We start from the raw sequence: 24,253 nt of genomic DNA, 5'->3' as shown, positions 1-24,253 counted from the left end.
GTGGACGATGGGCCTTGCCGTAGTGGTTGGCGGACAAGTCGAAGCGCCTTCCGGTGAGCCGATGGGTCGGGGGTGGAGTCTAAAGCGGGCGAATCGCCCACTGGACATTCCGCGTTCACCCGGCGCTTTTATTCGCGCTGCCTGCACTTCCGGGCAGGAGGATGTGTGTCGTTCGATTCAGGATCGATTCGGAACGGTTCTCCGGGTCGCCGGCGTGGACCGTGCCGCATCACCGTCCCCCGGGATCACGGGGTGCCCGGCGGCACCGGTTCGAGGCGGCACTTGAAGTGCCGCAGGACCGCGGGGGACTCCACCAGGCGGTAACCCGGCATCCGCTCGGGGTTCTTCGCGACCTCCGCGACGACCTCGGCGACGTACTCGAAGTGGCTCTGGGTGTAGACCCGCCGGGGGATCGCCAGGCGGACGAGCTCGAACGGCGCGGGGGTGACCAACCGCCCCTCGGCGTCGACGTCGCCGAGGAACAGCGACCCCAGCTCGACGCACCGGACGCCACCGGCCAGGTACAGCTCCGTGGCCAGCGCGTGCCCCGGGAAGCGGTGCGGCGGGATGCCCGGCAGCAGTCGGCCCGCGTTGAGGTAGAGGGCGTGGATGCCCGCGGGCTGCACGATGTCCACGCCCGCCTCGGTGACCATCCGGGCGAGGTTCGCCGTGGCCGCCGCCCGCGAGCGCAGGTAGTCCGGTTCCACGACCTCCCGCAGCCCCTGGGCGAGCATCTCCAGCTCGCGGCCGGACAGCCCGCCGTAGGTGGGGAACCCCTCGCCCGCGATGAGCAGCTGCTCGCAGCGCCTGGCCAGCTCGGGGTCCCGCATGGCGATGATCCCGCCCATGTGGACGATGCCGTCCTTCTTCAGGCTCGCCGCGCACCCGTCGGCCAGCGCGAACGCCTCGCGGGCCACCTCCAGGGGTGTCTTGTGGGCGTAGCCGGGCTCGCGCTGCGTCACCAGCCAGGCGTTCTCGGCGAAGCGGGCGGCGTCGAGGAAGAACGGCACGCCGTGACGCCGGCAGACCTCCGCGGCCGCGCGCATGTTCGCCATCGACACCGGCTGGCCGCCGCCGCCGTTGTTGGTGATCGTCATGACCACCACGCCCACGTCGCAGCCAGGGTCGCCCAGCGCCCGCTCCAGCTCCGCCAGGTCGATGTCGCCCTTGAACGGGAAGTCGCTGTCGAGGTTCCGCGCCTCGGGGCAGGGCAGGTCGCGCGCCTCGCACCCGAGCAGCTCCACGTTGGCGCGGGTGGTGTCGAAGTGGGTGTTGCTGAGCGAGACCTGGCCGGGGCGCAGCAACGCGGCGAACAGGATGCGCTCGGCGGCCCTGCCCTGGTGGGCGGGGAAGATGTGCGGGTAGGACGTGAGGTCGGAGACGACCTCGTGGAAGCGGTAGAACGAGCGCCCTCCCGCGTACGACTCGTCGCCCCGCATGCCGGCCGCCTGCTGGTCGGCGGAGATCGAGCCGGTGCCGGAGTCGGTGAGCAGGTCGATGGTGACCTGGTCGGCACGCAGGTTGAACGGGTTGTAGCCGGCCGCGGCCATCGCGCGCTCGCGCTCCGGGCGGGTGGTGATCGGGATGGGCTCGACGACCTTGATCCGGTACGGCTCCATCAACGGCATGGCGGTCTCCCCGTGTGCGGATGAGCAGATGGGCGCCCAGCGTTCGGAACGCGCTCGGAATGACCCGTCGCGTGATTCGCTGGTTTCGTGAGGTGGTCCGGGAGGCGCCTGTGGTGTGGCCCGGCGTCGATCTCCCGTTCAGGTCTCCTGGAAAGCTACGTCATTTCCGTCGGCCGTGTCCAGGATTCACCCGGAATGCGATTCGCGATTCTGTTCACAGCTGTCGTGCGGGGATTTTCGGGAAAAGTGCGCTGCCTCAAGGGGACGATTGCGCCCGGCTGTTGTCGCCCGCATGCCGGGCCGACGCTCGACCGGCCGGCGGTCCGCGGACCGCCGGCCGGTCGACCGATCACCCGCGGGGGAGCGGGTCGGGCCAGTAGCGCTCGCGCTGGAACGCGTAGGTGGGCAGGTCCACCCGACGTGCCCCGCTCCCGCTGAAGGCGGCCCGCCAGTCCACCCGCACACCACCGACGTGGAGGCGGGCCAGCGCGGCCACGGGTGGCCCGCCCGCACCCCACTCCGCACCCGTCACCGGCACGGGCGTCGCCCCGTCGCGCGGGGGCGCACCGCCCTGCCCCAGTACGACGAGGGTGGTCGCGCCGAGTTCGTCGAGCCGGCGCGGCAGGTCGGTGGTCGTGCCCTGGAACAGGGTCGCCCAGTGCCCGGGGGAGCGCAGCGCCTCGGAGGCGAGCGGTTCGCCGTCGACGGCGGAGACCACCGGCACCCGGAACGACCCGGGCCGCACGGTCGACACCGCCCACTCGAACGCCGCGGTCGCCTCGCCACCGCCGCGGGAGGCCGCGAGCAGGGAGGCGGCGTCCTCGACGGACAGCGCCCCCGCCAGGTGGGCCGCCGCCACCTCCCCGGCGGAGCACCCGGCCAGGAAGTCCGCGCGCACGCCGTACCGCTCCAGTTCGCGGTGCAGGGCGACGCCCAGCGCGAACGCGACCGCCGTCGCGTCGACCGGCGCGCCGGCGCGCACCTCGTCGAGCACCCCGGCGAAACCGGGGAGCGCATCGCGCAGCGCGTCGACCCTTCCGTGCGGGGGCGTCCGCTCGTCGGGCAGCAGCACCGCCACGCGGACCCGCTGCCCGGCGGCCGGCGACGTGCCCCGCACCACGGCCGGGTCGGTCCCGTCCCCGGCCAACGCCGCCAGGCCCCGCACCAGCTCGTCGCGGTCGCGTCCCAGCACCGCGGCGCGGTGCTCGAACGCGCTGCGCGTGGTGGCCAGCGAGAAGCCCACGTCCACCACGTCCAGGTCCGGGTGCGCCGTCACGTGGGCGAGCAGGCGCGCCGCCTGCGCCCGCAGCGCCCGTTCCGAGCGCCCCGACAGCGGCCACGCCACCACCGCGGGCCGCTCACCGCCGTCCCCCGGCGCGCCCTCCTCGGTCGGTGGCTCCTCCAGGACGACGTGCGCGTTGGTGTGACTGATGCCGAACGCCGAGACGGCGGCCCGACGCGGTCGTCCGCCCCGTGGCCACTCGCGCTGCTCGGTCAGCAGCCGGACCGCGCCGCCGCCCCAGTCCACCAGCGGGGTGGGCTCGTCCACGTGCAGTGTGCGCGGCAGCACCCCGTGACGCATGGCCATCGCGACCTTGACGATCCCCGCCACGCCGCCGCCGGCCTGCGCGTGCCCGATGTTGGACTTGACCGAGCCCAGCCACAGCGGCTCGTCGCCGGCGCGGTCCTGCCCGTAGGTCCGCAGCAGCGCCTGCACCTCGAACGGGTCGTCCAGCCTGCTGCCGGTGCCGCTGCCCTCCACGGCGTCCACGTCGGACGGTCGCAGGCCCGCGGCGGCCAGCGCCTCGGTGATCACCCGCTGCCGCGCCGGGGCGGTCGGCGTGTGCAGCCCGTGGCGGGGACCGTCCTGGTTGACGGCGGAGCCCCGCACGACCGCCAGCACCGGGTGCCCGTGCCGCCGCGCGTCCGACAGCCGCTCCAGCACCAGCACCCCGGCGCCCTCGCCCAGCGACGGCCCGTCCGCCGCCCCGGCGAACGACTTGCTGCGGCCGTCCGGGGCCACGTGGCCTGCGTTGTTCATCTCCCGGTACAGGAAGGGCGTCGCCATCACCGCCACGCCGCCCGCCAGCGCCAGGTCGCACTCGCCCCGGCGCAGCGCCTGGCTCGCCAGGTGCACCGCCACCAGCGCCGACGAGCAGGCCGTGTCCACCGACACCGCCGGGCCCTCCAGGCCCAGCGCGTAGGCCACCCGGCCGGACGCGACGCTGCCGGTGTTCCCGCCGAACAGGTGGCCCGCCGACCGGTCCTCGTACCCGGGCGAGGTCAGGAAGTGGGTGAGGTAGTCGTGGTGCATCACGCCCAGGTAGGTCCCCGTGCGGCTGCCCCGCAGCGACAGGGGGTCGATCCCGCCGTGCTCGACCGCCTCCCAGGCGACCTCCAGCAGCAGGCGCTGCTGCGGGTCCATCGCCAGGGCCTCTTCCGGGGACACGCCGAAGAACCCGGCGTCGAAGTCGGCGACGTCGTGGAGGAAACCGCCGCCGGTGGCCTCCAGCGCCGCGGCGAGATCCGTCGAGGAACCGCACCAGCGTTCCCAGCCGCGATCGGTGGGCAGGTCGGTGACGGCGTCGTCGCCGGCGGCCACCAGCCGCCACAGCGCCTCGGGGGAGTCCGCGCCGCCCGGATAGCGGCAGCCCGCGCCCACCAGGGCGATCGGGTCCGCCGGCACCTCGTCGGGCGCCGGGCGTGCCGCCTTGAGGCGTTCGTTCTCCAGCAGCGCGGCGCGCAGCGCTTCGACGAGCCGGTCCGTCGAGGTGCTCATCGTCGTTCCCCCGAATCCCCGGAGCCGGCCAGCGCGAGCCGCACCAGTGCCTCGGCGTCCATGTGCTCGATGTCGTCGTGCCCGGTGTGGTCGTGCCCGGTGTGGTCGTGCCCGGTGTGGTCGTGCCCGGTGTCCGGGCGCGCGCCGCCGGGGTCCGCGCCGGTCGCGGGGAGCAGCAGCTCCGCCAGGTGCAGCGCGAGGGCGGTGGTGGTGGAGTGCTCGAACGCCGCCGTGGCCGACAGGTCCACGCCGGTGGCGGCGTTGAGCCGGTTGCGCAGCTCGATCGCGATCAGCGAGTCGAAACCGATCTCGGTGAACGGCCGGTGCACGTCGACCCCCTCCGGGCTGCTGTGCGCCAGCACCACGGCGACGTGCGAGCGCACCAGGTCGACCAGCTCCTGCTCGCGCCGGGCCTCCGGGAGGCCCGCCAACCGCTGCCGCAGTCCGTCGACGTCCGCCTTCGGCGCGGGGACCACGCCCCGCGCCGGAGCCGGGACCAGGTCCCGGAACAGGCCGGGCACGTCCGCGCCCTTCGCCCGCAGGGCCGCCAGGTCCAGCTGGGCGGGGACGAGGACCGCGTCGTCGCGGTCCAGCGCGGTGTCGAACAACGCCATGCCCAGCTCGTGGGTCAGCGGTCGCATCCCGCTGTGCCTGATCCGCGCGAGGTCGACCTCGGCGAGACCGGACGCCATGCCGCCGTCGCCGCCCCACAGGCCCCACGACAGGGCGGTGGCCGGCAGGTCCAGCGCGCGGCGGCGGTCGGCCAGCGCCTCCAGGAACGCGTTCGCCGCCGCGTAGTTGGCCTGCCCGGCGCTGCCGACCAGGGAGCTGACGGAGGAGAACAGCACGAACGCGGTCAGGTCCAGCTCCGCCGTCGCCTCGTGCAGCGCGAGGGCGGCGTCGACCTTGGGCCGCAGCACCCGGTCGAGCCGTTCGGGGGTCAGCGCGCCCAGCACGCCGTCGTCCAGGACGCCCGCCGTGTGCACCACGGCGCCGAGCGGGTGCTCGGTCGGGACGCGGGCCAGCGCGCGGCCCAGGTCCGCGCGGTCGGCGACGTCGCAGGCCAGGACGGTCACGCGCGCACCCAGCCCTTCCAGTTCGGCGGTCAGCTCCCCGGCGCCGGGGGCGTCGGGACCCCGCCTGCCGACCAGCAGCAGGTTCCGGACCCCGTGGGCGGTCACCAGGTGCTTCGCCACCAGCGCGCCCAGCACACCCGTGCCGCCGGTGACCAGCACCGTGCGGTCCGGGAGCACCGCGGGGATGTCACGTGGCGCCGCCGGCAGCGCGCGGGCCAAGCGCGGCACGAGCAGGGCGTGCTCGCGCAGGATCAGCTGCGGCTCGTCGGCGGCCAGCGCGGCGGCGAGCGCGTCGCCGGACGCGGTGTGGTCGACGTCGAGCAGCGCGAACCGCCCGGGGTTCTCCGTCTGCGCGCTGCGCACCAGGCCCCACAGCGGCGCGCGGACGAGGTCGGTGACGCCGTCGCGGCCGTCCGGCACCGCGCCGCGGGTGAGCAGGACCAGCCGGGAGCCGGCGAGCCGGCCGTCGTCGAGCCAGGACCGCAGCACGTCCAGGGTGCCGCCGAGGACGGCCCGCACCTCGTCCGCCATCCGTTCCACCGGTGCGCCGGTCGGCTCGACCAGCCCCGTGAGGAACACCGCGTCCGGGACGGGCTCACCGCCGTCGAGACCGGCGAGCAGCGCCGCGACGTCGGCGTGACCGACCACGTCCCAGCCCGCGGCGGCCAGTCCGGCGCACAGCCCCAGTTCGTCCACGCCCAGCACCGCCGTGCGCCCCGGCGGGGCGGGTGGGGCGGCCTGTCGGGGCACCTCGGTCCACACCGACCGGAACAGCGAGTCCCCGGTGCGGTCGGTGAGCCGGGCCAGGCGGGAGGCGTCGACCGGCCGCGACACGACGGCCCCGATCGAGGCCACCGCCCGCCCGTCGGCACCGGTGATCGTCGAGGAGGTCGCCCTCTCGCCGGTCACCGTCGTCCGCACCCGCACCGCCGACGCCCCGGCGGCGTGCACCGCCACCCGCTGCCAGGCGAACGGGGCCAGCACCCCGTCCCCGCCCCCCTCCAGGAAGAGCAGCGTGGGCACGTGCCCGGCGGCGTCGAGCAGCGCCGGGTGCAGGACGTGCCCCTCGGCGGCGCGGTCGTCGTCCAGGGCCAGCTCGACGAACACCTCGTCACCGCGCCGCCACGCCGCCCGCACGCACCGGAAGACCGGCCCGTAGTCGTAGCCGCGCGCCGCCAACCGGTCGTACAGGTCGGCGGTGTCGAACGCGTCCGCGTCCCGCGGCGGCCACTCCCGCTCCGGGGCGGGCAGCACCTGCCCGACGCCGAGCGTGCCGGTCGCGTGCAGCTCCCACCCGCCCGGCGGCCCGTCGGCCGGCCGTGAGTGCACGTCGAAGGTCCGCCGCCCGGCCTCGCCGGGAGGCCCCACGGCCACCTGGAGCCGAACCTCCCCGCGCTCGGGGACGACCAGCGGGGCGTGCAGGGTCAGCTCCTCGACCACGTCGCAGCCGCTCGACCGCGCGGCGTGCAGGGCCGCCTCGGCGAGCGCGGTGCCCGGCACGAGCGGCACGCCGAGCACCACGTGCTCCGCCAGCCACGGGTGGGTCGCGCGGGAGAACCGGCCGGTGAGCAGCAGCCCGCCGGTGCCCGCCACCTCCACCACCGTGCCCAGCAGCGGGTGCTCGACCCGGTCGAGACCCAGCGACCCGGCGTCACCGCCCCGGTGCAGGTCCAGCCAGTGGCGCTGCCGCTGGAACCGGTACGTCGGCAGGTCCACGCGGTGCGCCCCGGTTCCGGCGAACACGGCCCGCCAGTCCACCTCGACGCCGTGGGCGAGGGCCTCGCCGAGCGCGCGCACCACCTGCTCCGGACCGCCGCGGTTGGTGCGCAGCGTGCCCACGGTCGCCACCGCCACCTTCGCCGCCTGGGCGGTCTCCTGCACGCCCAGGGTCAGCACCGGGTGCGGGCTGGGTTCGAGGAACAGCCGGTGACCGTCGGCCAGCAGGCTGCGCGTGGCCTCCTCGAACCGCACCGCCTGCCGGGCGTTGCGGTACCAGTAGTCGGCGTCCAGGCACGTGGTGTCGAGGACACCGCCGGTGACGGAGGAGTGGAACGGCACCCGCGACGGGCGCGGGGCGACCGTCGCCAGGTCGCGCAGCAGCCGCTCCCGGATCTCCCCGACCTGGGCGGAGTGCACCGCCAGGCCCAGGTTCAACCTGCGGACCCGGACCCCGTCCGCCGCGCACCGCGCGTGCAGCTCCTCCAGCGCGTCCAGCTCACCCGAGACCACCGCGCTGCCGGGGCCGTTGACGGCGGCGATCGACAGCCGGTCGCCCCAGGGCTCCAGGCGGGACGCCAGCTCCCGCGCGGGCAGCGCCACCGCGAGGGTGTCGCCGCGGCCCATGAGCGAGGTCATCGCCTGGCCGCGCACCGCGACGACCCGCGCGGCGTCCTCCAGCGACAGCGCGCCCACCGCGTGCGCGGCGGCGACCTCGCCGACGGAGTGGCCCACCACGGCGGCGGGCTCCACGCCGTACGCGCGCCACAGCTCGGCCAGCGACACCAGCACGGCGAACACCGCCGCCTGCAGGACGTCCGTGCGGCTCAACGGCGGGGCGCCGGGGGCGACGCGCAGCACGTCGGCCACCGACCAGTCCTGGTGGGGGGCGAGGGCTTCGTCGCAGCGGCGGACGTGTTCGGCGAACACCGGGGAGGAATCGAGCAGCTCCGCCGCCATGCCCACCCACTGGGTGCCCTGGCCGGGGAAGACGAACACCGGGCGGCCGTGCCCGGCGGTGCCGCGCAGCACGGTGCCGGCGGGTTCGCCGTCGGCCACCGCCGCCAGCCCCGCCAGCAGCGCGTCCCGGTCGGCGGCGAGGACCGCGGCGCGGTGCTCGAAGGCGCTGCGGGTCGTCGCCAGCGAGAAGCCGACGTCGGCCACCCGCGCCCCGGGGTGCTCCAGGAGGTGCGCGCGCAGGGCGCGCGCCTGCTCGCGCAACGCCGTCTCCGACCGGCCGGAGAGCAGGCAGGGCACCGTGACCGCCGCGACGGGCGGCGTCCCGCCGGTGCCCGGCTCGTCGGGTGCGGGGGGCGCCTGTTCGAGGACGACGTGGGCGTTGGTGCCGCTGATCCCGAACGAGGACACGCCGATGCGGCGGGGCCGGCCGGTGTCGGGCCACTCGCGCTGCTCGGTCAGCAGCCGGACCGCGCCGCTGCCCCAGTCCACCAGCGGGGTCGGCTCGTCCACGTGCAGGGTCCGCGGCAGCACGCCGTGCCGCATGGCCAGCACCGCCTTGATCACGCCCGCGACGCCGGCGGCGGCGACGGTGTGGCTGATGTTGGACTTCACCGAGCCCAGCCACAGCGGCCGGTCGGCCGGCCGGTCCTGCCCGTAGGTGGCCAGGATCGCCGTGGCCTCGCTGACGTCGCCCAGCCGGGTCGCGGTGCCGTGCCCCTCCACCGCGTCCACGTCGCCGGGGCGCAACCCGGCGTCCGCGAGCGCCTGGCGGATCATCTCCTCCTGCGCCGCGCCGCTGGGGGCGGACAGCTGGTCGCTCGCCCCGTCCTGGTTGACCGCCGAGCCGCGCACGAGCGCCAGCACCGGGTGCCCGTTGCGACGGGCGTCGGACAGCCGCTCCACCACCAGCACACCCGCGCCGTCGCCGAAGGCGGTGCCGTCCGCCCCGGCGGCGAACGACCTGACCCTGCCCTCCGTGGTCAGCCCGCGCTGCCTGCTGAAGTCCTGGAACACGCCCGGCGTGGTGTGCACGGTGACCCCGCTGGCCAGCGCCAAATCGCACTCGCCCCGGCGCAGCGCCTGGCTCGCCAGGTGCAGCGCCACCAGCGACGAGGAGCACGCCGTGTCCACCGACACCGCCGGCCCCACCAGGCCCAGCGCGTAGGACACGCGACCGGAGGCGGCGCTGTTGGAGCTGCCCAGCACCAGGTAGCCCTCGAACTCGGGCAGGCTCGGCGCGCCGGTCATCCAGCGCACGCCGTAGTCGGTGTTGGTCACACCGGCGAAGACGCCAGTGCGGCTGCCCCGCAGCGACCGCGGGTCGATGCCCGCCCGTTCGACCGCCTCCCAGGCGATCTCCAGCATCACCCGCTGCTGCGGGTCGATCGCCCGCGCCTCGCGCGGGGAGATGCCGAAGAACCCGGCGTCGAACTCCGCCGCGTCGTGCAGGAACCCGCTGCGCTTGAGGTAGACCTTGCCGACCCTGGTCGGGTCGGGGTCGTACAGGTCGGGGTCCCAGCCGCGGTCCGTCGGGAACCCGGAGAGCACGTCGGCGCCGTCGAGGAGGACCTGCCACAGGTCTTCCGGCGCGGTGACCCCGCCGGGCAGTCGGCAGGCCATCGCCACGATCGCGATGGGGTCGTCGGTGACGGGTGACCGGTGGTCGTCCACGTGTCGCCTTCCTGGTGGTGTCAGAGGGTTCGGGGCCGCGCCCGGGGGGTGAACCCCACCGGCAGGCGCCGCAGCCCGCGGAAGAGCAGCCCGGGATGCCGGTCGGGGACCTCGTCCGGGGCCGCGTGCAGGTCGGGGAAGCGCTCCAGGAGCGTCCGCACGGCGATCGCCCCCAGCGTCCGGGCCAGGGGCGCCCCGGCGCAGTACCGGCCGCCGCGGCCGAACCCGAGGTGCGCGCCGGTGTCGCGGCGGATGTCGAACCGGTCGGGGTCGGGGAAGCGCGACGGGTCGCGGTCGGCCGCGGACAGCGCGATGCACACCGGCTGCCCGCCGCCGGGGATCGTCACGCCGCCCAGTTCGACGGGCGCGAGGGTGAACCGGACCGTGGTGGTGTTGGCCGGCCCGTCGTAGCGGGCCGCCTCCTCCAGCGCGCCGCCCAGCAGCGACCAGTCGGCGCGCAGGTCGGCGAGCTGCTCGGGGTGGCGCAGCAGGGCGAGCAGGGCGTTGCTCAGGAAGTGCACCGACGTGCGGTACCCGGCGATCAGCACGAGGAAGACCATGGCGGGCACCTCGTCCGGGGCCAGCGTGCCGGGGTCGTCACGCGCGAGCCCGGCGAACGCGCTCGCCAGGTCGTCACCGGGGTGGCGGCGCTTGTGCCCGGAGAACCGCTCGACCCACGTGGTCAGCGCGGCCGCGGCCCTGACCTCCTGCTCCACGTCCTCGGGGTGGGCCAGTTCGTGCGTCCACCGCGCCACCGCGTCCCGCTCCAGCAGGGGCACGCCGACCAGCCCCCCGACCACCTCGCCGACGAGCGGTTCGGCGAAGTCCGCCACCAGGTCGGCACGGCCCCGGCGCTCGAAGGAGCCCAGGACCCCGTCGGTCGCGCGGCGGATGCGCGGTGCGAGCGACTCGACCCGGGAGCGGCTGAACGCCTTGAGCACGACCCCGCGCAGCCGGGCGCTGTCCGGCGGATCGGCGATGAGCAGGTGCTTGCCGATCGCGGAGCGGCCCGGCCCGGCAGGCCCCACCGGGCCCGCGTAGTCGGGGGAGGCGTTGACCCACTCCCGGCTCAACCGCGGGTCCACCAGGGCCGCCCGCGCCTCGTCGTGGCCGACGACGAGCCAGACCGCGCGCCCGTCGGCCAGCCGCACGCGGTGCACGGGGCCGCGCGCCCTCAGCGCCCCGTAGCACGGGAAGGGGTCCGCGATGAACGCCTCGTCCCGCTCGCCCAGGGAGGGAACCGCGGGCGGTCCACCTGCCCCGGGCGTGCCGCCCGGGATCACGACGGCACCCGCCGGCGCACTCGCGGCAGGCACGCGTCCAGCGCGGTGTCCACGTCCCGCGCGACCACCAGGGCGTCGCGGGAGCGCGCCCCGATGAAGCCGCTGTCGACCGCGCTGTCCACCCACCGCAGCAGGTCGGTGAAGTGCCCGTCCGGGTCGAGCACCACCACCGGCTTGGCGTGCAGGCCCAGCATCCGCGTGGTCCACGCCTCGAACAGCTCGTCACAGGTGCCCAGACCGCCGGGCAGGGCGAGCAGGGCGTCGGACCGGTCGATCATCACCGACTTGCGCTCGCCCAGGGAGTCGGTGAGGACCAGTTCGTCGCAGTCCGGATCGGTCCGGTCGGTCAGGCAGCGCGGGACGACGCCCACCGTGGTGCCCCCGCCGGCGCGGGCCCCGCGCGCGACCGACCCCATCATGGACACCCGCTCGCCCCCGGAGACCAGGGTCCAGCCGCGCGCGGCGATCGCGGCGCCCGTGCGCCCGGCGAGGTCGACGTGGCGCGCCGGGATGTCCTCGGCCGCGCTGCAGAACACGCACACCGCGATCACGACGACACCCCCTGGCCGGGTGCGCCGGACTCCGCCGCCAACCGGGCCGCGATGTCCGCGCGCAACCGGACCTTGTCGACCTTGCCGACGCCCTTCAGCGGCAGCTCCGGGACCTCCACGAGCCGTTCGGGGAGCTTGAACCGGGCCAGCCCGCTGTCCTCCAGGAAGCGGCGGACCTCCCGCAGCCCGGGCGCGCCGCCGTCGTCGTGGCCGACGACGTAGAGGCACACCGCCTCGCCCAGCACGCGGTGGGGCATCGAGACCGCCGCCGCCGCGCGCACTCCGTCGTGCCGGAGCACGAGCGCCTCCAGCTCGTCGGCCGGGATCTTCTCGCCACCGCGGTTGATCACGTCCTTGACCCGCCCCGCGACCACGAAGTTGCCCGACGGGTCGCGGTACACCAGGTCACCGGTGCGGTAGTGGCCGTCCTCGGTGAAGGACTCGGGGGCCGCGCCGCCGTGGTAGGCCGTGATGACGCTCGGCCCCCTGGTGACCAGCTCGCCGACCTCCCCGTCGGCGACCGGCCGGCCCGCCTCGTCCACCACGAGGGTCTCGTCGCCGGGGGAGGAGGGCCGGCCCTGGGTGCCGAACACCACCTCGGCCGGGTCGTCGAGCCGGGTGAAGTTCAGCAGTCCCTCGCTCATGCCGTAGACCTGCTGCACCCGGCAGCCGAACACCTCGGCGAGCCGCGCCGCCGTGTCCTCGTCCAGGCGTGCCCCGCCGACCTGGAGCACCTCCAGGCAGGACAGGTCGTACCGGCCGGAGCCGGTGGCGGTCAGCCACTGCCGGGCGAGGGAGGGGGTCAGCGCGCAGTGCGTGACCCGTTCGCGTTCGATCAGGGCCAGCGTGGCGGCGGGGTCGTGCGGCTCGTGCAGCACGACGCGCCCACCGCGCACCAGCGCGCCGAGGATGCCGGGGTGGCCGAAGACGAAGCTGTGGGTCGCGGGCATGGCCGCGAGGTAGACCGACCCGGCGGTCAGCCCGGACACCTCCGCGGAGGTGCGGATGACGTGCCCGAACGCCTCGTGGGTGCGCGGGATGGGCTTGGGCGCGCCGGTGGTGCCGCTGGAGAGCAGGAACAGCCCGATGTCCGACGGTGCCCGCCGCTGCGGGGTGAACGGCACCGGCGGCCCGTCGACCAGGGCGTCGAGGTCGACGTGGCCGCGCTCCGGGTCGACCCCGCCGGAGACCAGCAGGCGCCGCACGGACGGGTGCCGGTCCTTGAGCCCCTCCGCCAGCGCGAGGTGGTCGAACCGGCGCTGCCGGGCCGGCACCGCCAACGCCACCGGCCGCACCGCCTCCAGCACCGGGTCGAGTTCGTGCTCGCGCAGCGCGGGCAGGGCCAGGACCGGGCGCGCGCCGAGCCGGACGAGCCCGAGCACCAGCACGACGTACTGCACCTGGTTGGGCAGCTGGACCAGCACGTGCTCACCCGGCGCGATCCCGAGTCCGGCCAATCGCGCCGCGCAGCCCGACACGGCCGCGTCCAGCTCGTCCCGGGTCGTCGAACGCCCGTCGGCGACGAGCGCCACCCGGTCACCGGGGTGGCCGCCCAGTGCCAGCTCGTCCAGGAACTCCGGCCGCCACCACCCGCGCTCGCGGTAGCGCACCGACGCCGCCTGCTCCCCGAGCACCGCGTCGACCAGTCGGGACAGTTCGTAGTCCTCCTCGCCCCACAGGTCGACCCGCACGCCGAACCGCTCGTTCAGCTCGATCTCCACCTGCGTCATCTCGGTGGAGTCCAAGCCCAGGTCGCCGCGCAGTCGGGCGTCGTCGCGCAGCGCCGCGGCGTCGACCCCCAGGTCGGACAGGATTTTCCGGACGTAGTCGCTCATGATCGGCTGTCAGCCTCCTGAACAGGACCGGGACAGTGGGGCGCGATGGTCGTCGGCGAGGTCGTGGCCCTCCGGAGGGGCGTTCCGGGCCGCGGCCGCGGCGGCCGGGCCCACCCACTCCGCCGCTCCGTCGGACAGGCGGGGCGTGAAGCCGATTGCGCTGGTGGCAGCCACGAAGTTAGGTGCGCGGCGCCACGGCACGAGCGTCGTCACGGGGGGGAATGACCGTTCAGATCGTGGATGTGCCCGTTCGGGCAACCCGCACCTGCGCGGGCCGCTGCCGCAGCCGGCGTCGTCGACCGTGCCCGTTCCCACCCGCCGGAACCCGAGCCGGACGAACGGGCAAGAGGCCACCGCCGAAGGTGCCGCCTTGCCCGCCGAGGACCGCGCACCCCGCGCGGCGGGTGCTCCACTGGCCGCGCAAGGACCGGGTGCGCGCCGCTGGGAGGCGAGGGTGATCTGCTGGGACCGCGTGGGTGACGAGCTGGTCGTCGGGGTGTTCGAGCAGGACGAGATCGCGCTGCTGCGGGAGTACGCGACGCTGTTCAAGCGCCTGGTCCGGCAGCGGTTGGACTCCCACGAACCCGTCGAGCTGCTCGGTGTGCGGGTGGGACTCGCCCTGCCCGCCTCGGTCGTCGAGGACGAGCGGCTGCTCGCCCTGCTGCGCCACCACCTCGGGGCCGACGCGGACGACCACGAGCTGGTGCGGCGGGAGCCCGAGTGCCTGCGAGCCGTGGTCGACCGCCTGGACGTGGTGCTCGCGACCCTGCCCCCCGAGGGCAGCGGGGTGGTGGTGCTCGACGACGTCGCCCAGGCCCGGGCGTGGCTCGACGCGGGACGGGACGTCATCACCGTGATGAGCGCGGCCGCCGGCGCGGGCGGCCCCGACACCGTCGAGCGCACGGCGGTGACGATCGCCTGGCTCGCCGAGCTGCTGGACCGGTTGCACGACCACGCGACCAGGGAAGCGGACTCGTCGGCCATCCCGTGGTAGCCGTCGACCGCAACCCGATCGGCCGTCGCCCGCCCGTTGGGGCAGCGTCGTCTGCACCTTCGAGATCTCCACGGGCCGATCGTGTTGATCAGGGCGGACCGGACGGCTCTACTCGTCATCGACCGCAACGCCGCCCAGCGGCGTCAGTTGGTGAGGAGGGGGCCACGTGTCGAACCCGCACCCGAGGCAGTCCGGACACCTGATGGCGCCGTGCGCGGACGCGCGGGTGTCGCCGTCGAGACCACCCCTCACGACCGGCGGCAGACCTCCCGCGGGATCACGGCGGTGACCCCGCACCACTCCGGTCCCCGGTCGGTGCCGCCGCGGGGCCCCGCCCGGCGGGGCGTCGCACCGGACCTGCCGACGGTCGAGGCCCGGTACCCGTGAGCACCAGGAGCGGTTCCGGCAACGGCGGCCACGGCGGCACCCCGCCACCCGGCGGTCGCGGACCGACGGACCTCGATCTCCGCACCGGGCACCTCACCGGTCGCGTCGACGTGGACACCGACGGCCTGCACCGCGGTGCGCGGAGGTTCGAGGCGATGGGCGGGAACTTCCGCTCGTTCGGGCAGTCGTTCTCGGACGTCGCCTCCCACGAGCCGCTGGTCGACGGCGAGGGGGACGAGAGCTGGGAACGGTTCGCGCCGGACTACCACCGGGGCGCGAGGGCGTTCCTGGACGGAGTGCTCGGCCTCGCCCGTGCCGTGGACCTGATCGCCGACGGGGTGCACGGCTTCGCCGACTTCTGCGTCGCCACCGAGGACCGCGCCGAGCAGCTCGGCAGGAACGCGCTGAGACCCACACCCGACCCCTAGCGGCGAACGCCGCCGGGGGAGACGAGGGAGGACTCCCGGCGGACGTCCTCCCCGCAGTGGACGCGGTACGCGGACATCCGCCGGTCCGACCACCGATCGGGCATCGGGAGCCCGATCGCGGGGTGGTCGCGCACCGCCGGTGTGCAACTGGGGAGGGACCTCATGATCTGTGCGGTGGCGGGCGAAGCGGTCCGGTGCTGACCCGTGGACATCCACTTCGACCCGGCCTTCGACTGGCTGTGGGTCCTGGTCGCGGGTCAACAGGCGCCGAGGGTCGACGTTGCGGCGACCCGCGCGCTGGCGCAGGGCTGGGCCGAGGGCGGGACGACGCTGCAGGGGATGGGGAACACCCTGGTGGCGTTGACCACCGAGGTGGAGCGCTCCGTCGGTGGTGAGGTCGCGCGGTCGTTCCGCAAGTACGTCGAACGGCTGGCGTCGACCGTGCCGCAGTTGGTCGCGCTGGCCCGGCAGCAGTCGAACGCCCTGCTCGACCTGGCGCTGAACGTCGAGCTGGGCATCTACTCGATGATGATCGAGATCGCGTTCTTCGCCTCGTCGATCGTCTGGGCGCTCGCGAGCCCGTTCACCGCGCCGCTGGTGCCCTCGTTCGTCACCGGTGCCCGCATGGCGGTCAACCGGATCGTCGGGCAGCTGCACCGGGCCATCCGCTTGGTGGGCGAAGCGCTCCAGGAGGGCGTCGCGGAGGTCTTCCAGGGCGCGCTGGCCCAGATCGCGCAGTTCATCGAGGGCCATCGGCACGTGTGGGACGGGCAGAGCACGCTGGTCGAGTTCGTCGCCGGTTCCGCGGCGGGCGGCATCGCGGGTGGAATGCACGCCGGCGCGCACAGGTACAGGCCCGACATCCAGGACAAGGCGTGGTTCCACGGGTTCACCGAGGCCGTCGCCGACGTCGCCGTCGGCGTGGGCGCGGCCGCGATCCTGGGCCAGGGCATGGACGACGTGTGGGCGGGGGCCGTCAACGGCGGGTTCAGCGGCGCCGCGGGAAAGGGCGTCGACGGCCTCGGCGAGAGGATCGACCAGGTCGTCAACGGCCCGCGGGTGGCCGCGCCGGACACGTCCGGGTTCGTCCTCCCGGACGAGCCCCCGGTGCTCGCAGGACAGGAAAGGCCCGGTTCCGGAGCATCCGGTCCCGGCGGGAGCGGTAGCAGCGGTGCCGTTGCCGGGGGCGACGACCTGTTCACGGGAGCGCCGAACATCGACGGGGTGAGCGAACCACTGCCCGCCGAGGCGATGCCCCATCCCCGGCAACCGTCTCCGCTGCCCGGCACGCCCGGGTACACCGGGACGGGAACACCGCGATCGGGTGCCCCGGTGGCCGACGCACCCCCGGTCACGACGTCGACGCCGATCGACGCGTTTCCGCCGGTCGACACCGTACCGCCGGCCGGGACATCGGTGGGGCTCCTGCCGGTGGACCCGGGCCCGGCAACGAGCCCGCGTCTGCCGGTGAGCCGGATCACGCTCGTGGTCGAGCCGCCGCCTGCGGTCGATGTGTCGCCGGACCGACTTCCGATGACCGGAACCCCGGTGGAACAGGTGCCGATGGTCCACGTGCCGGGCGCATCGGGCGGAAGCGGCGACGACTCCCAGGCCCCGGCGCCACGGGACAGGTCGGTGGACGCCTCCACCGCGCCGCCGCCGTGGACCTCCGCCGACCTGCCGGTGCGCGACTCGCCACCACCGGCACCCGATCACGGCGCGGACAGTTCCCCGAGCACCACGACCGGTTCGACCACCGCCCCGCAGCCGGATACCGCTCCGGTGACGATCCGGCCCGAGGTACCGACCGGTTCTCAACCGAGCATGCCCGACCCCGTCATGCCTGATCCCGTCATGCCTGATCCCGTCATGCCTGATCCCGTCATGCTCGACCCCGTCATGCTCGACCCCGTCATGCCCGACCCCGCCACGCCGGCCCCGCAGCAGACGCCGCAGCCGGACACGGCGATCCCCGGTGGCGAACACCCCCTGCCACCCGGCACCCCTGTGGTCTCGCACGTCCCGGGTGGTCCACCCGGCATCGGGGGAGTGGCGGCGGGCGGAGTTTTCGGCCCGGACCGGGGCATCGACGCCCCCGCCGACTCGTCCGCGCAGTCGGAGACCGACACCCGCCCGCCGGCCGGACAGCCACACCCGGCGACCGACCGGCCGGGAACCCCCCACGCCGGAACCGCCCACCCGGTGGAGGCGGTCGGGACGAACCCGGAGGTCCAGTTCCACACCCCCGCCGTCGAGTCGTCGGGCCACACCTCCGTCGACTCCGGCGAGGACGCGTCGCCCGACGGGACCACCTCCGAGAACAACCCACCCGTCGACAACCCCTCCGAGGTCGATCCGGAATTCGCGGCTGACGGCCGCAACGACGTCACCACCCCGCCCGTCCCCGGCACCCCGGCTGCCTTCGTCGACCCTCCGATCCCTCCCGACTCGGCCGTCCCCGCGGTGGGCGCTGCCCAGCCGCAGCCTGTCTTCACCGTCCCGCACGGCTACCCGCGCGACCAGTTGGACATCGCACCCCCGCAGCAGCGCGGACGCGTGCACACCGCACCGGGTTGGCCCGCGCCGGTGCGCTCGGCGTTCGAGGTCCGCCGTGCCGGGCAGGGTCACGACGTCGTCGTGGAGGTCACCGTGGTCGTGGACCTCGACCCGGGCGGCCGCTACGACGACGCGACCAAGCAGCAGGTGATGCGGGACGCCCAGCTGGCCGTGGACGAGTTCTACAACAAGCCCGACCTGCGCCTGCGCAACGGCGACCTGCTCCGCTTCCGCATCATGCCGAGAACGGGTGCCGGGCCGGTCCACCACGTGGTCGAGCTGGACCCCGAGCACGACATCGACCAGACCCACTGGCGGCCGGGTCAGTTCGCCGCGCACACCGCGCACGAGTTCGGCCACATGATCGGTCTGGTCGAGGAGTACTCCACCACCCCCGGCCGGCTCGACGTCGCGGGCACGGTCATGGGCCGCCACGTGGAGACCGACCCCGACGGCACACCGCGCCTGATGCCGGAGATCCGCGTGCCGCAGCGCTCCGTCGACATCCTGGCCCTCGCCATCGGCGACCCGTCGCAGGAGGCCGGGGGGATCACCCGGCCCCTGCCGGAGGGCACCGCGCTGCCCAAGGCCTTCACCGGTGTCCCGGAGGCGTCCGGGACGATGCGCGACCGCAACGCGGACGTCGAACAACCGGGGGAGCAGGAGCAGCAGTCGCAGGACCACGAGCACGACGCACAGCAGGGCACGACCCGACAGGACGGGCTCGCGGCGCGGCCTTTCCGGGACGGCCTGCCCGACTACCTGCGCACCAGCCGTTCCCTCGGCGTGGCCGGGCAGAAGGGCACGACCCGCGGGGAGGCGCTCGACATCGGCGCACGGCTGGAGCAGTTCGCGACCGGCGTCCGGAAATGGGAGGACGTCGACGGCGTGGTCAAGGCGCTCGAGAAATCGATCGCCGGCACGCTGGCCGACGGCGGCGCGCGGGCCGTCGTCAAGGGTGACGGCAGGACCTACGAGTTGAAGATGAGGTCCACGCTGCACTGGGACCGAGCCCAGCCGGCGGGCACGGGCACCTACGCCCTGATCGCCGGGACCAAGGACAAGCGCAAGACCTCGGAGGAGACCGGCTACAAGCGCGACGCCGACATCATGCCGACCATGCAGTTCTCCGGCATGCCGGGCTTCGTCGTCCAGGCCGTGCCCGGCGTCCCGATCGCCCCGACCGAGGACGTCAGCGGTGGCACCAAGAAGGAACTGGCCCACTCGTCGAAGATCGCGTTCTCCTCGCCGCGCGAGGTGGACGTGCCCCTGACGGTGCGGTTCTCCCTCGTCGACGCGAACGGGAAACCGGTGGACGTCGGGGGCGGCGGGCAGGTCGTCGAAGCCGCGGCGAGCGTCCTGCTCACCGTGCCGACCGACCTGGCCACCGAGGACGACGCCGGGGCCCTGGTCCACGACGTCACGAGCCGCGGCACCGCCGGGCAGGACCGCACCGAGTCCCTGGCCCGGCACGGCATCCGCCCGGTCGACCGGCGGGAACCGCCGCCGAAGCGGTTCGTCGCGGAATCGGTCGTCGTCCACCGCGGCACGCACCCCGCCTCCCCGCCGCCCTTCGCCGACCAGGTCATCGCGCTGCTGGGAGCCCGGCACGCCAAGGCGACCGCCGTGGGGGCGCACGGCCGCGACGTGGTCCACGAGTTCGTCGGCGAGGACAACATCAAGGCGAACCTGCGCAGGATGGTCGTCTTCGACGGGGACGCCAACCCGGAGGCCGGCTGGGTCCGCTCCGAACCGATCTTCAGGGGCGGCAGCCGCGGCGGGGTGGAGTGGCGACCCCGGTCCACCCGGATCGAGATGCGCGCGGTCGCCCGCTGGGTCCGGGTGAACGACACCAGAGGCGGGATGACGGTCACCGAACGGCGGCACGAGCACTACGAGCGCTCCCACCGGACCAAGGTCAAGCGCCGCTGGGGCGTGTTCGGCTTCGTCGGCGGCGGTGCCGACGTCCGACCCGTCGGCACCGCGGCGGGCGGTCTGACCTACAACGCGAGCGTGGAGAGGAACGCCTCCTCCGGCCTGGAGCGGTCGACCGCCGCCAAGGAAGCCCTCGACATCAAGGGCGACGTCGTGCGCTACGAGGTGGTGTACGACATCGAGGTCCGCCAGGTCGGCGCTGCCGGCCGGAAACCGTGGACGCTCGAGGGCAACGTCAGCTCGCACCAGTGGGCCACCCTGGAGCACGCCGGACGCGCCGGGATCGTGCCGCGCCCCCCCGACGGGTTCCGCTCCGGGCCGGACCGGACGACGTGGGGGCCGAGCGAGTTCGAGGACGGCCAGGCGCTGCTCGGCCTGGTGGAGGAGTTCACCAGCGGCGAGCTGCTCAACCGGGCGATCCACCCCCTGCTCACGAAGCTGCCCAAGGAGGAGGGCTGGTACTTCGACAGGAAGAAGTTCCTCCGGCACCTGGAGCACAGGAAGCACGACAAGCGCAGGTTCGTGCGGTCCTTCACGGACCCCGGGATCGACAGCGGCAGGCTGACCGGCAAGGTCGCCCAGGCGCTCGAACTGGGCGCGAACCTCGGCGACGCGCTCTCCGACCAGGAGATCTCCCACCTGGTCGAGCACATGTCCGACCGCGGGAGCGGACTGCACATCCCGCTCAAGCGCGCCGGCTGGTTCCACGACCGCGAGGTCACGGTCATCCTGAAGGCACGGGTCGGCGACATCGAGGAGGGCAAGGCGCTCGACGCCGCCGAGATCACCGGGCTGTCCAGGACCAAGGACGTCACCAGCAGCGAGTTCGGGCAGGGACGCGAGGTCGAGTTCGGCGGCGGACCGCAGGGCCGGCTGCTCGCACCGCTCGGCACCCTGCCGTCCACCTCCCCGTTCGGCGTGCTGCTCGCGGGCGTGCGCGGATCGCGGGCCTGGCTCTCCGACGTCGTCCTGACACTGGGCGCGAAGCGCAACGTCGAGCGCAAGCGCGGCGACTCCCTCACCGAGGACGGCAAGATCGGCAACCGCGCGGTGCGCCAGTTCCGCGCCAAGGTGACCATCACCGGGGAGATCGACTACTCGGAACGGCACAACAAGAGCATCCGCAAGATCAGCTTCGGCCGCCGGGGCCGCCACGCCCCCCACACCGAACAGCTCACCGCACCCGGCCCCGTCGAACTGGACCTGCGCGTGCTCGTCCCGGAGGCGCTGCTCACCGGACCCGACCGGGACCCGTCGCACGACGGCCGCGCACGCCGACCGGACCGGCCGATCGACCAGGACGCCCTGGCGCTGCCGCACGCCCTGCGGCCCACGATGTCGCGCGCCTTCGACGACGTCGACGTGGTGGCCTTCACCGCCGCGCCCGCGGTGCAGGCGTCCGCCACGGACGTGCTCAGCGCCGCCGCCGACCACGACCCGGTCGTGCGCTCCCGCAACCAGGCCATCGCACGCGCGATCAGCGACCGGCTCTCACCCGAGGCGCTCACGAGCGACCCCAGGCTGTTCAGCCGCACCACGGTCATCGACTCCTCGCAGCTCACCTACGAACGCCGCACCGAGGACCTCACCGCGACCCTGGGCGTGACGTTCCGGCCCACGCTCTCGGCACGCCAGGTCACGGCCCAGGAGTACCAGGAGGTCGTGCGCGAACACGAGGCGTCGAGCAAGGCGAGCGGCTCCGGCGGCACCACCACCCAGGCCCGCGGCTACGCCGTCGCCGTCCCGCTGCTGACCCAGAAGGGCTACACACCCGCCGCGGGAGGCACCAACGAGGTCGCCGCGCGCGGCCTCTTCGTGGTCGTCGCCTCCCCGTACGGCACCAGCAGCGGCGCCACCGCCGCCGCGCACCTCAAGAGCGGCGAGAAGCTCGCCGTCGGCACCCCGCCGCAGAGGATGATCCTCGCCAGGGTCGACATCGAGGCCACCGTGGTCGCCGAGGCACGACACCGGGGCAACCTCAGCTTCGGGCTCGCCACACCCGACCCGGCCAAGGCCCGGGGCGCGGTCGTCGACCTGCCGGAGTCGGCGCTGGTCTGGCTCACCGAGGACCAGTTCCACGAACTGAGCACGGGCCGACCGCCCGAGCGCGGTGCCGTCACCCCCACCGGGGACCGCGCCGTGGAGACACCCGCGTCGCTGCGACCGGACAGGACGACAAAACCGTCGATCGGCCTGGGCGGCATCATCGACCCGATCGACCTCAGCGCCCGGATCGACACCCTCCGGGCCAACCTGGCCCGAACCCCCGGCATCGGCCCCGACCTGGCCGCCCGGTTGCTGCCCGACAGCGCCCTCGACCCCAAGAACGCCAACATCGCCGCCGTCACGTGGTTCCTGTCCGACGCGAACCGCATGGTCAACAGCCTGCTCAACGGCGGCACGGCCACCCCCGTGCGGCTGGAGGACCGCTTCAGCGGGCGCACCTACGAGCTGACGCTCGACGCGGCGTTCACCCAGGCCCCCGAACCAGGCACGGTCAAGAACCTCACCAAGCTCAAGTCCGCCGTGACCGCCGAGTTCGGCACCAAGGAGGTCACGAGCAGGACGCGGACCTTCTTCACCGGCATGGTGTCCGCCCGCCCCGCCCTGACCATCCAGGAGAAAGCCGGACCCGCCACCGCCGACGGCCGCGCCCAGGGCCAGGTCGGCGGCGGCCTCAACGTCGAGAAGACCACGGGCGTCCGCGACCACAAGAAGACCGCGGAGCGGTCGACGAAGTACACCCACGCCGCCGCGCACAAGGGACCGGCCGCCACCCACCGCGGCACGCTCGACCTCACGGTGGCGCTCCAACGGCACGGCCGGACCCTCGCGTCCGTCCTCGTCACCGAGGACGTCGAGATCACCAAGCTCGCCGACGAGGCGTTCCCCGAACCGGAGCACGGCGGCCGGCTCGGGTCCGCCGAGCCCGTCGCCCCCGCGACGTCCGCCGTCATGAGCACCGACGACCTGGCGACGTGGCGGACGGGCCGGGACGGCGGCCCGAAGACCACACGGCTGCCGGGCGTGGAGGACTACTGGGTGGAGCACTACTTCGGCGACGTCGACCTCCTGCGCGCCCACGCGAAGGAGGTGCTCGTCCACTCCGGCGTCAGGACGACCGCCGCGATCGAGCGCGCGCTCAAGACGGGCATCACACCGGCGAGCGTGCGGGCCGGGCTGACCGCCGGGACCGAGGGCACGTTCACGGTGCCGCTCCCCGGCGGCCTCGGCCGCACCGTGGAGATCCACATCCGGTTGCCCGCGCCACCCCGCTTCGCCGGCGCCGGCGCCGGTGTCGACATCAAGTCCTACCGGATGGACACGGAGAAGGAAGAGGTGAAGCTCACCACGGGCGGCACGGTGGAGGTCGCCCAGACCGCTCCGTTCGGCGCGGGCGGCGAGTCGAACTCGGCACCCCAGGGCCAGTCGGGCGCGTCACCCGCGCGCCAGCCGCTCGACGACAAGTCCGCTTCGGCCCAACGGCAGGTCACGACGTTCGCCGCGCCGGCCGCGAACCGGGCGGAGAACACCAGGACCGCGGGCCCGGCCCGGACGTTCGAGCCGCTGATGCCGTGGACGATCACCCCCGAGCACAAGCTCTCCCGCGTCCTGCTGACCGGCGCCGAATTCCGGATCATCGCCAAACCGGCGTCGAAGCCGCTGTTCGGCAGCGCCGACAAGGTCAGCTACCAGGACGTGACCGTGCACGACGCGTACGCCGTACGCGTGCGCGACGACAAAGCCGTCGAGATGACCGGCAGGACCCTGCCCCCCGCGCTGATCGACGCCACCACGGCGCTGGCGGACAAGGGCAAGGCGTGGCTCACCGCCGAACAGCGCAGGCGCGCGGCGACCGCCGAACGCGACGCGCGGGAACACCCGATCGACGCGGACGCCCGCACGCGCGCGGACCGGCTCGCCGAACTCGACGACCTGACCGGCACGATCGCCGGTCACGAGGTCGAGGTCCGCCGACTCCGCCGGCGACTCGACGCCGCGATCAGGGCGGCGGCCGGGACCAGCCGCCCGCTGCGCACCGGGAACGCGCGCAACGCCAGGACCGAACTGGCCGCCCGACGCCAGGCCTGGCACACGGCATCCCTGGACCTGCGCAGGCTCGTCGAGCGCAAACACCACCTGACCGCCGCGCTCTCGGCGGGTGGCGTCGACGTCGAACAGCTGCGCCGCTACGCCGCCGCACTGCGCGCGGAACGCGCCGCGGCGGAGGCGGAGCAGGCCGCGGAGCAGGAGTGGTGGCACGCCAAGACGGCCTACGACCGGGAGGTCGCCGCGCTCCACGAACAGGAGGAGTTCCGACGCCGAGTTCCGACGCGCGCAGGCCGGCCCCCCGTGCTCCCGCCCATCGCGGAGACGGGCGGGTTCGACATCCCGCTGCCCGGAACAGGAGGGCGCTGACCGCCCGGCCCCGGCGGAGCCACCTGCCGCTCGCA

General features: G+C 74.5%; 7 protein-coding genes and 2 pseudogenes. 3 read left to right on the top strand and 6 right to left on the bottom strand.

Annotated elements, in window-relative coordinates:
* Window positions 1-245: 245 nt before the first annotated feature.
* The 6 genes and pseudogenes from CKY47_RS30210 to CKY47_RS30185 form a co-directional block, all read right to left on the bottom strand.
* Window positions 246-1,628 carry a tryptophanase gene (locus CKY47_RS30210; protein WP_306749723.1) on the bottom strand — a complete coding sequence of 461 codons (1,383 nt, stop codon included), beginning with the start codon at window positions 1,626-1,628 and terminating at the stop codon, window positions 246-248.
* Between the two features lie 349 nt (window positions 1,629-1,977).
* Window positions 1,978-4,374, bottom strand: a pseudogene (locus CKY47_RS30205) (type I polyketide synthase); the annotation flags it as partial.
* A gap of 29 nt (window positions 4,375-4,403) precedes the next feature.
* Window positions 4,404-9,806 (bottom strand): annotated as a pseudogene (locus CKY47_RS30200) (type I polyketide synthase); the annotation flags it as partial.
* Between the two features lie 44 nt (window positions 9,807-9,850).
* Window positions 9,851-11,113, bottom strand: coding sequence for a cytochrome P450 (locus tag CKY47_RS30195; RefSeq protein WP_306749720.1), 1,263 nt, complete (start codon window positions 11,111-11,113; stop codon window positions 9,851-9,853).
* Entirely contained in the window at window positions 11,110-11,664 is a 555-nt protein-coding gene (locus CKY47_RS30190) for an LOG family protein (RefSeq protein WP_306749719.1), read from the bottom strand. Before CKY47_RS30190 ends, CKY47_RS30195 begins: the two co-directional genes overlap by 4 nt.
* A complete protein-coding gene (locus CKY47_RS30185; protein ID WP_306749718.1) occupies window positions 11,661-13,499 on the bottom strand; it encodes an AMP-binding protein in 1,839 nt (612 codons plus the stop codon). The genes CKY47_RS30190 and CKY47_RS30185 overlap by 4 nt, the downstream gene beginning before the upstream one ends.
* Before the next feature lie 370 nt (window positions 13,500-13,869).
* On the opposite strand from CKY47_RS30185, the gene CKY47_RS30180 reads away from it, so the two are divergent.
* The 3 genes from CKY47_RS30180 (at window position 13,870) to CKY47_RS30170 (ending at window position 24,218) form a co-directional block, all read left to right on the top strand.
* The gene (locus CKY47_RS30180; RefSeq protein WP_306749717.1) at window positions 13,870-14,493 is read left to right on the top strand and encodes a DUF2017 family protein; all 624 of its coding nucleotides are present in this window, start codon (window positions 13,870-13,872) and stop codon (window positions 14,491-14,493) included.
* 383 nt (window positions 14,494-14,876) lie between these two features.
* Window positions 14,877-15,308 carry a hypothetical protein gene (locus CKY47_RS30175; RefSeq protein ID WP_306749716.1) on the top strand — a complete coding sequence of 144 codons (432 nt, stop codon included), beginning with the start codon at window positions 14,877-14,879 and terminating at the stop codon, window positions 15,306-15,308.
* Between the two features lie 204 nt (window positions 15,309-15,512).
* Entirely contained in the window at window positions 15,513-24,218 is an 8,706-nt protein-coding gene (locus tag CKY47_RS30170) for a WXG100-like domain-containing protein (RefSeq protein ID WP_306749715.1), read from the top strand.
* The last annotated feature ends 35 nt before the right edge of the window (window positions 24,219-24,253 follow it).

The sequence above is a fragment of the Saccharothrix longispora genome (genome assembly GCF_030852425.1).
GTDB lineage: Bacteria > Actinomycetota > Actinomycetes > Mycobacteriales > Pseudonocardiaceae > Actinosynnema > Actinosynnema longispora.
The sequence above is the reverse complement of the archived record's forward strand: the minus strand, read 5'-3'. Positions and strand labels throughout refer to the sequence as shown.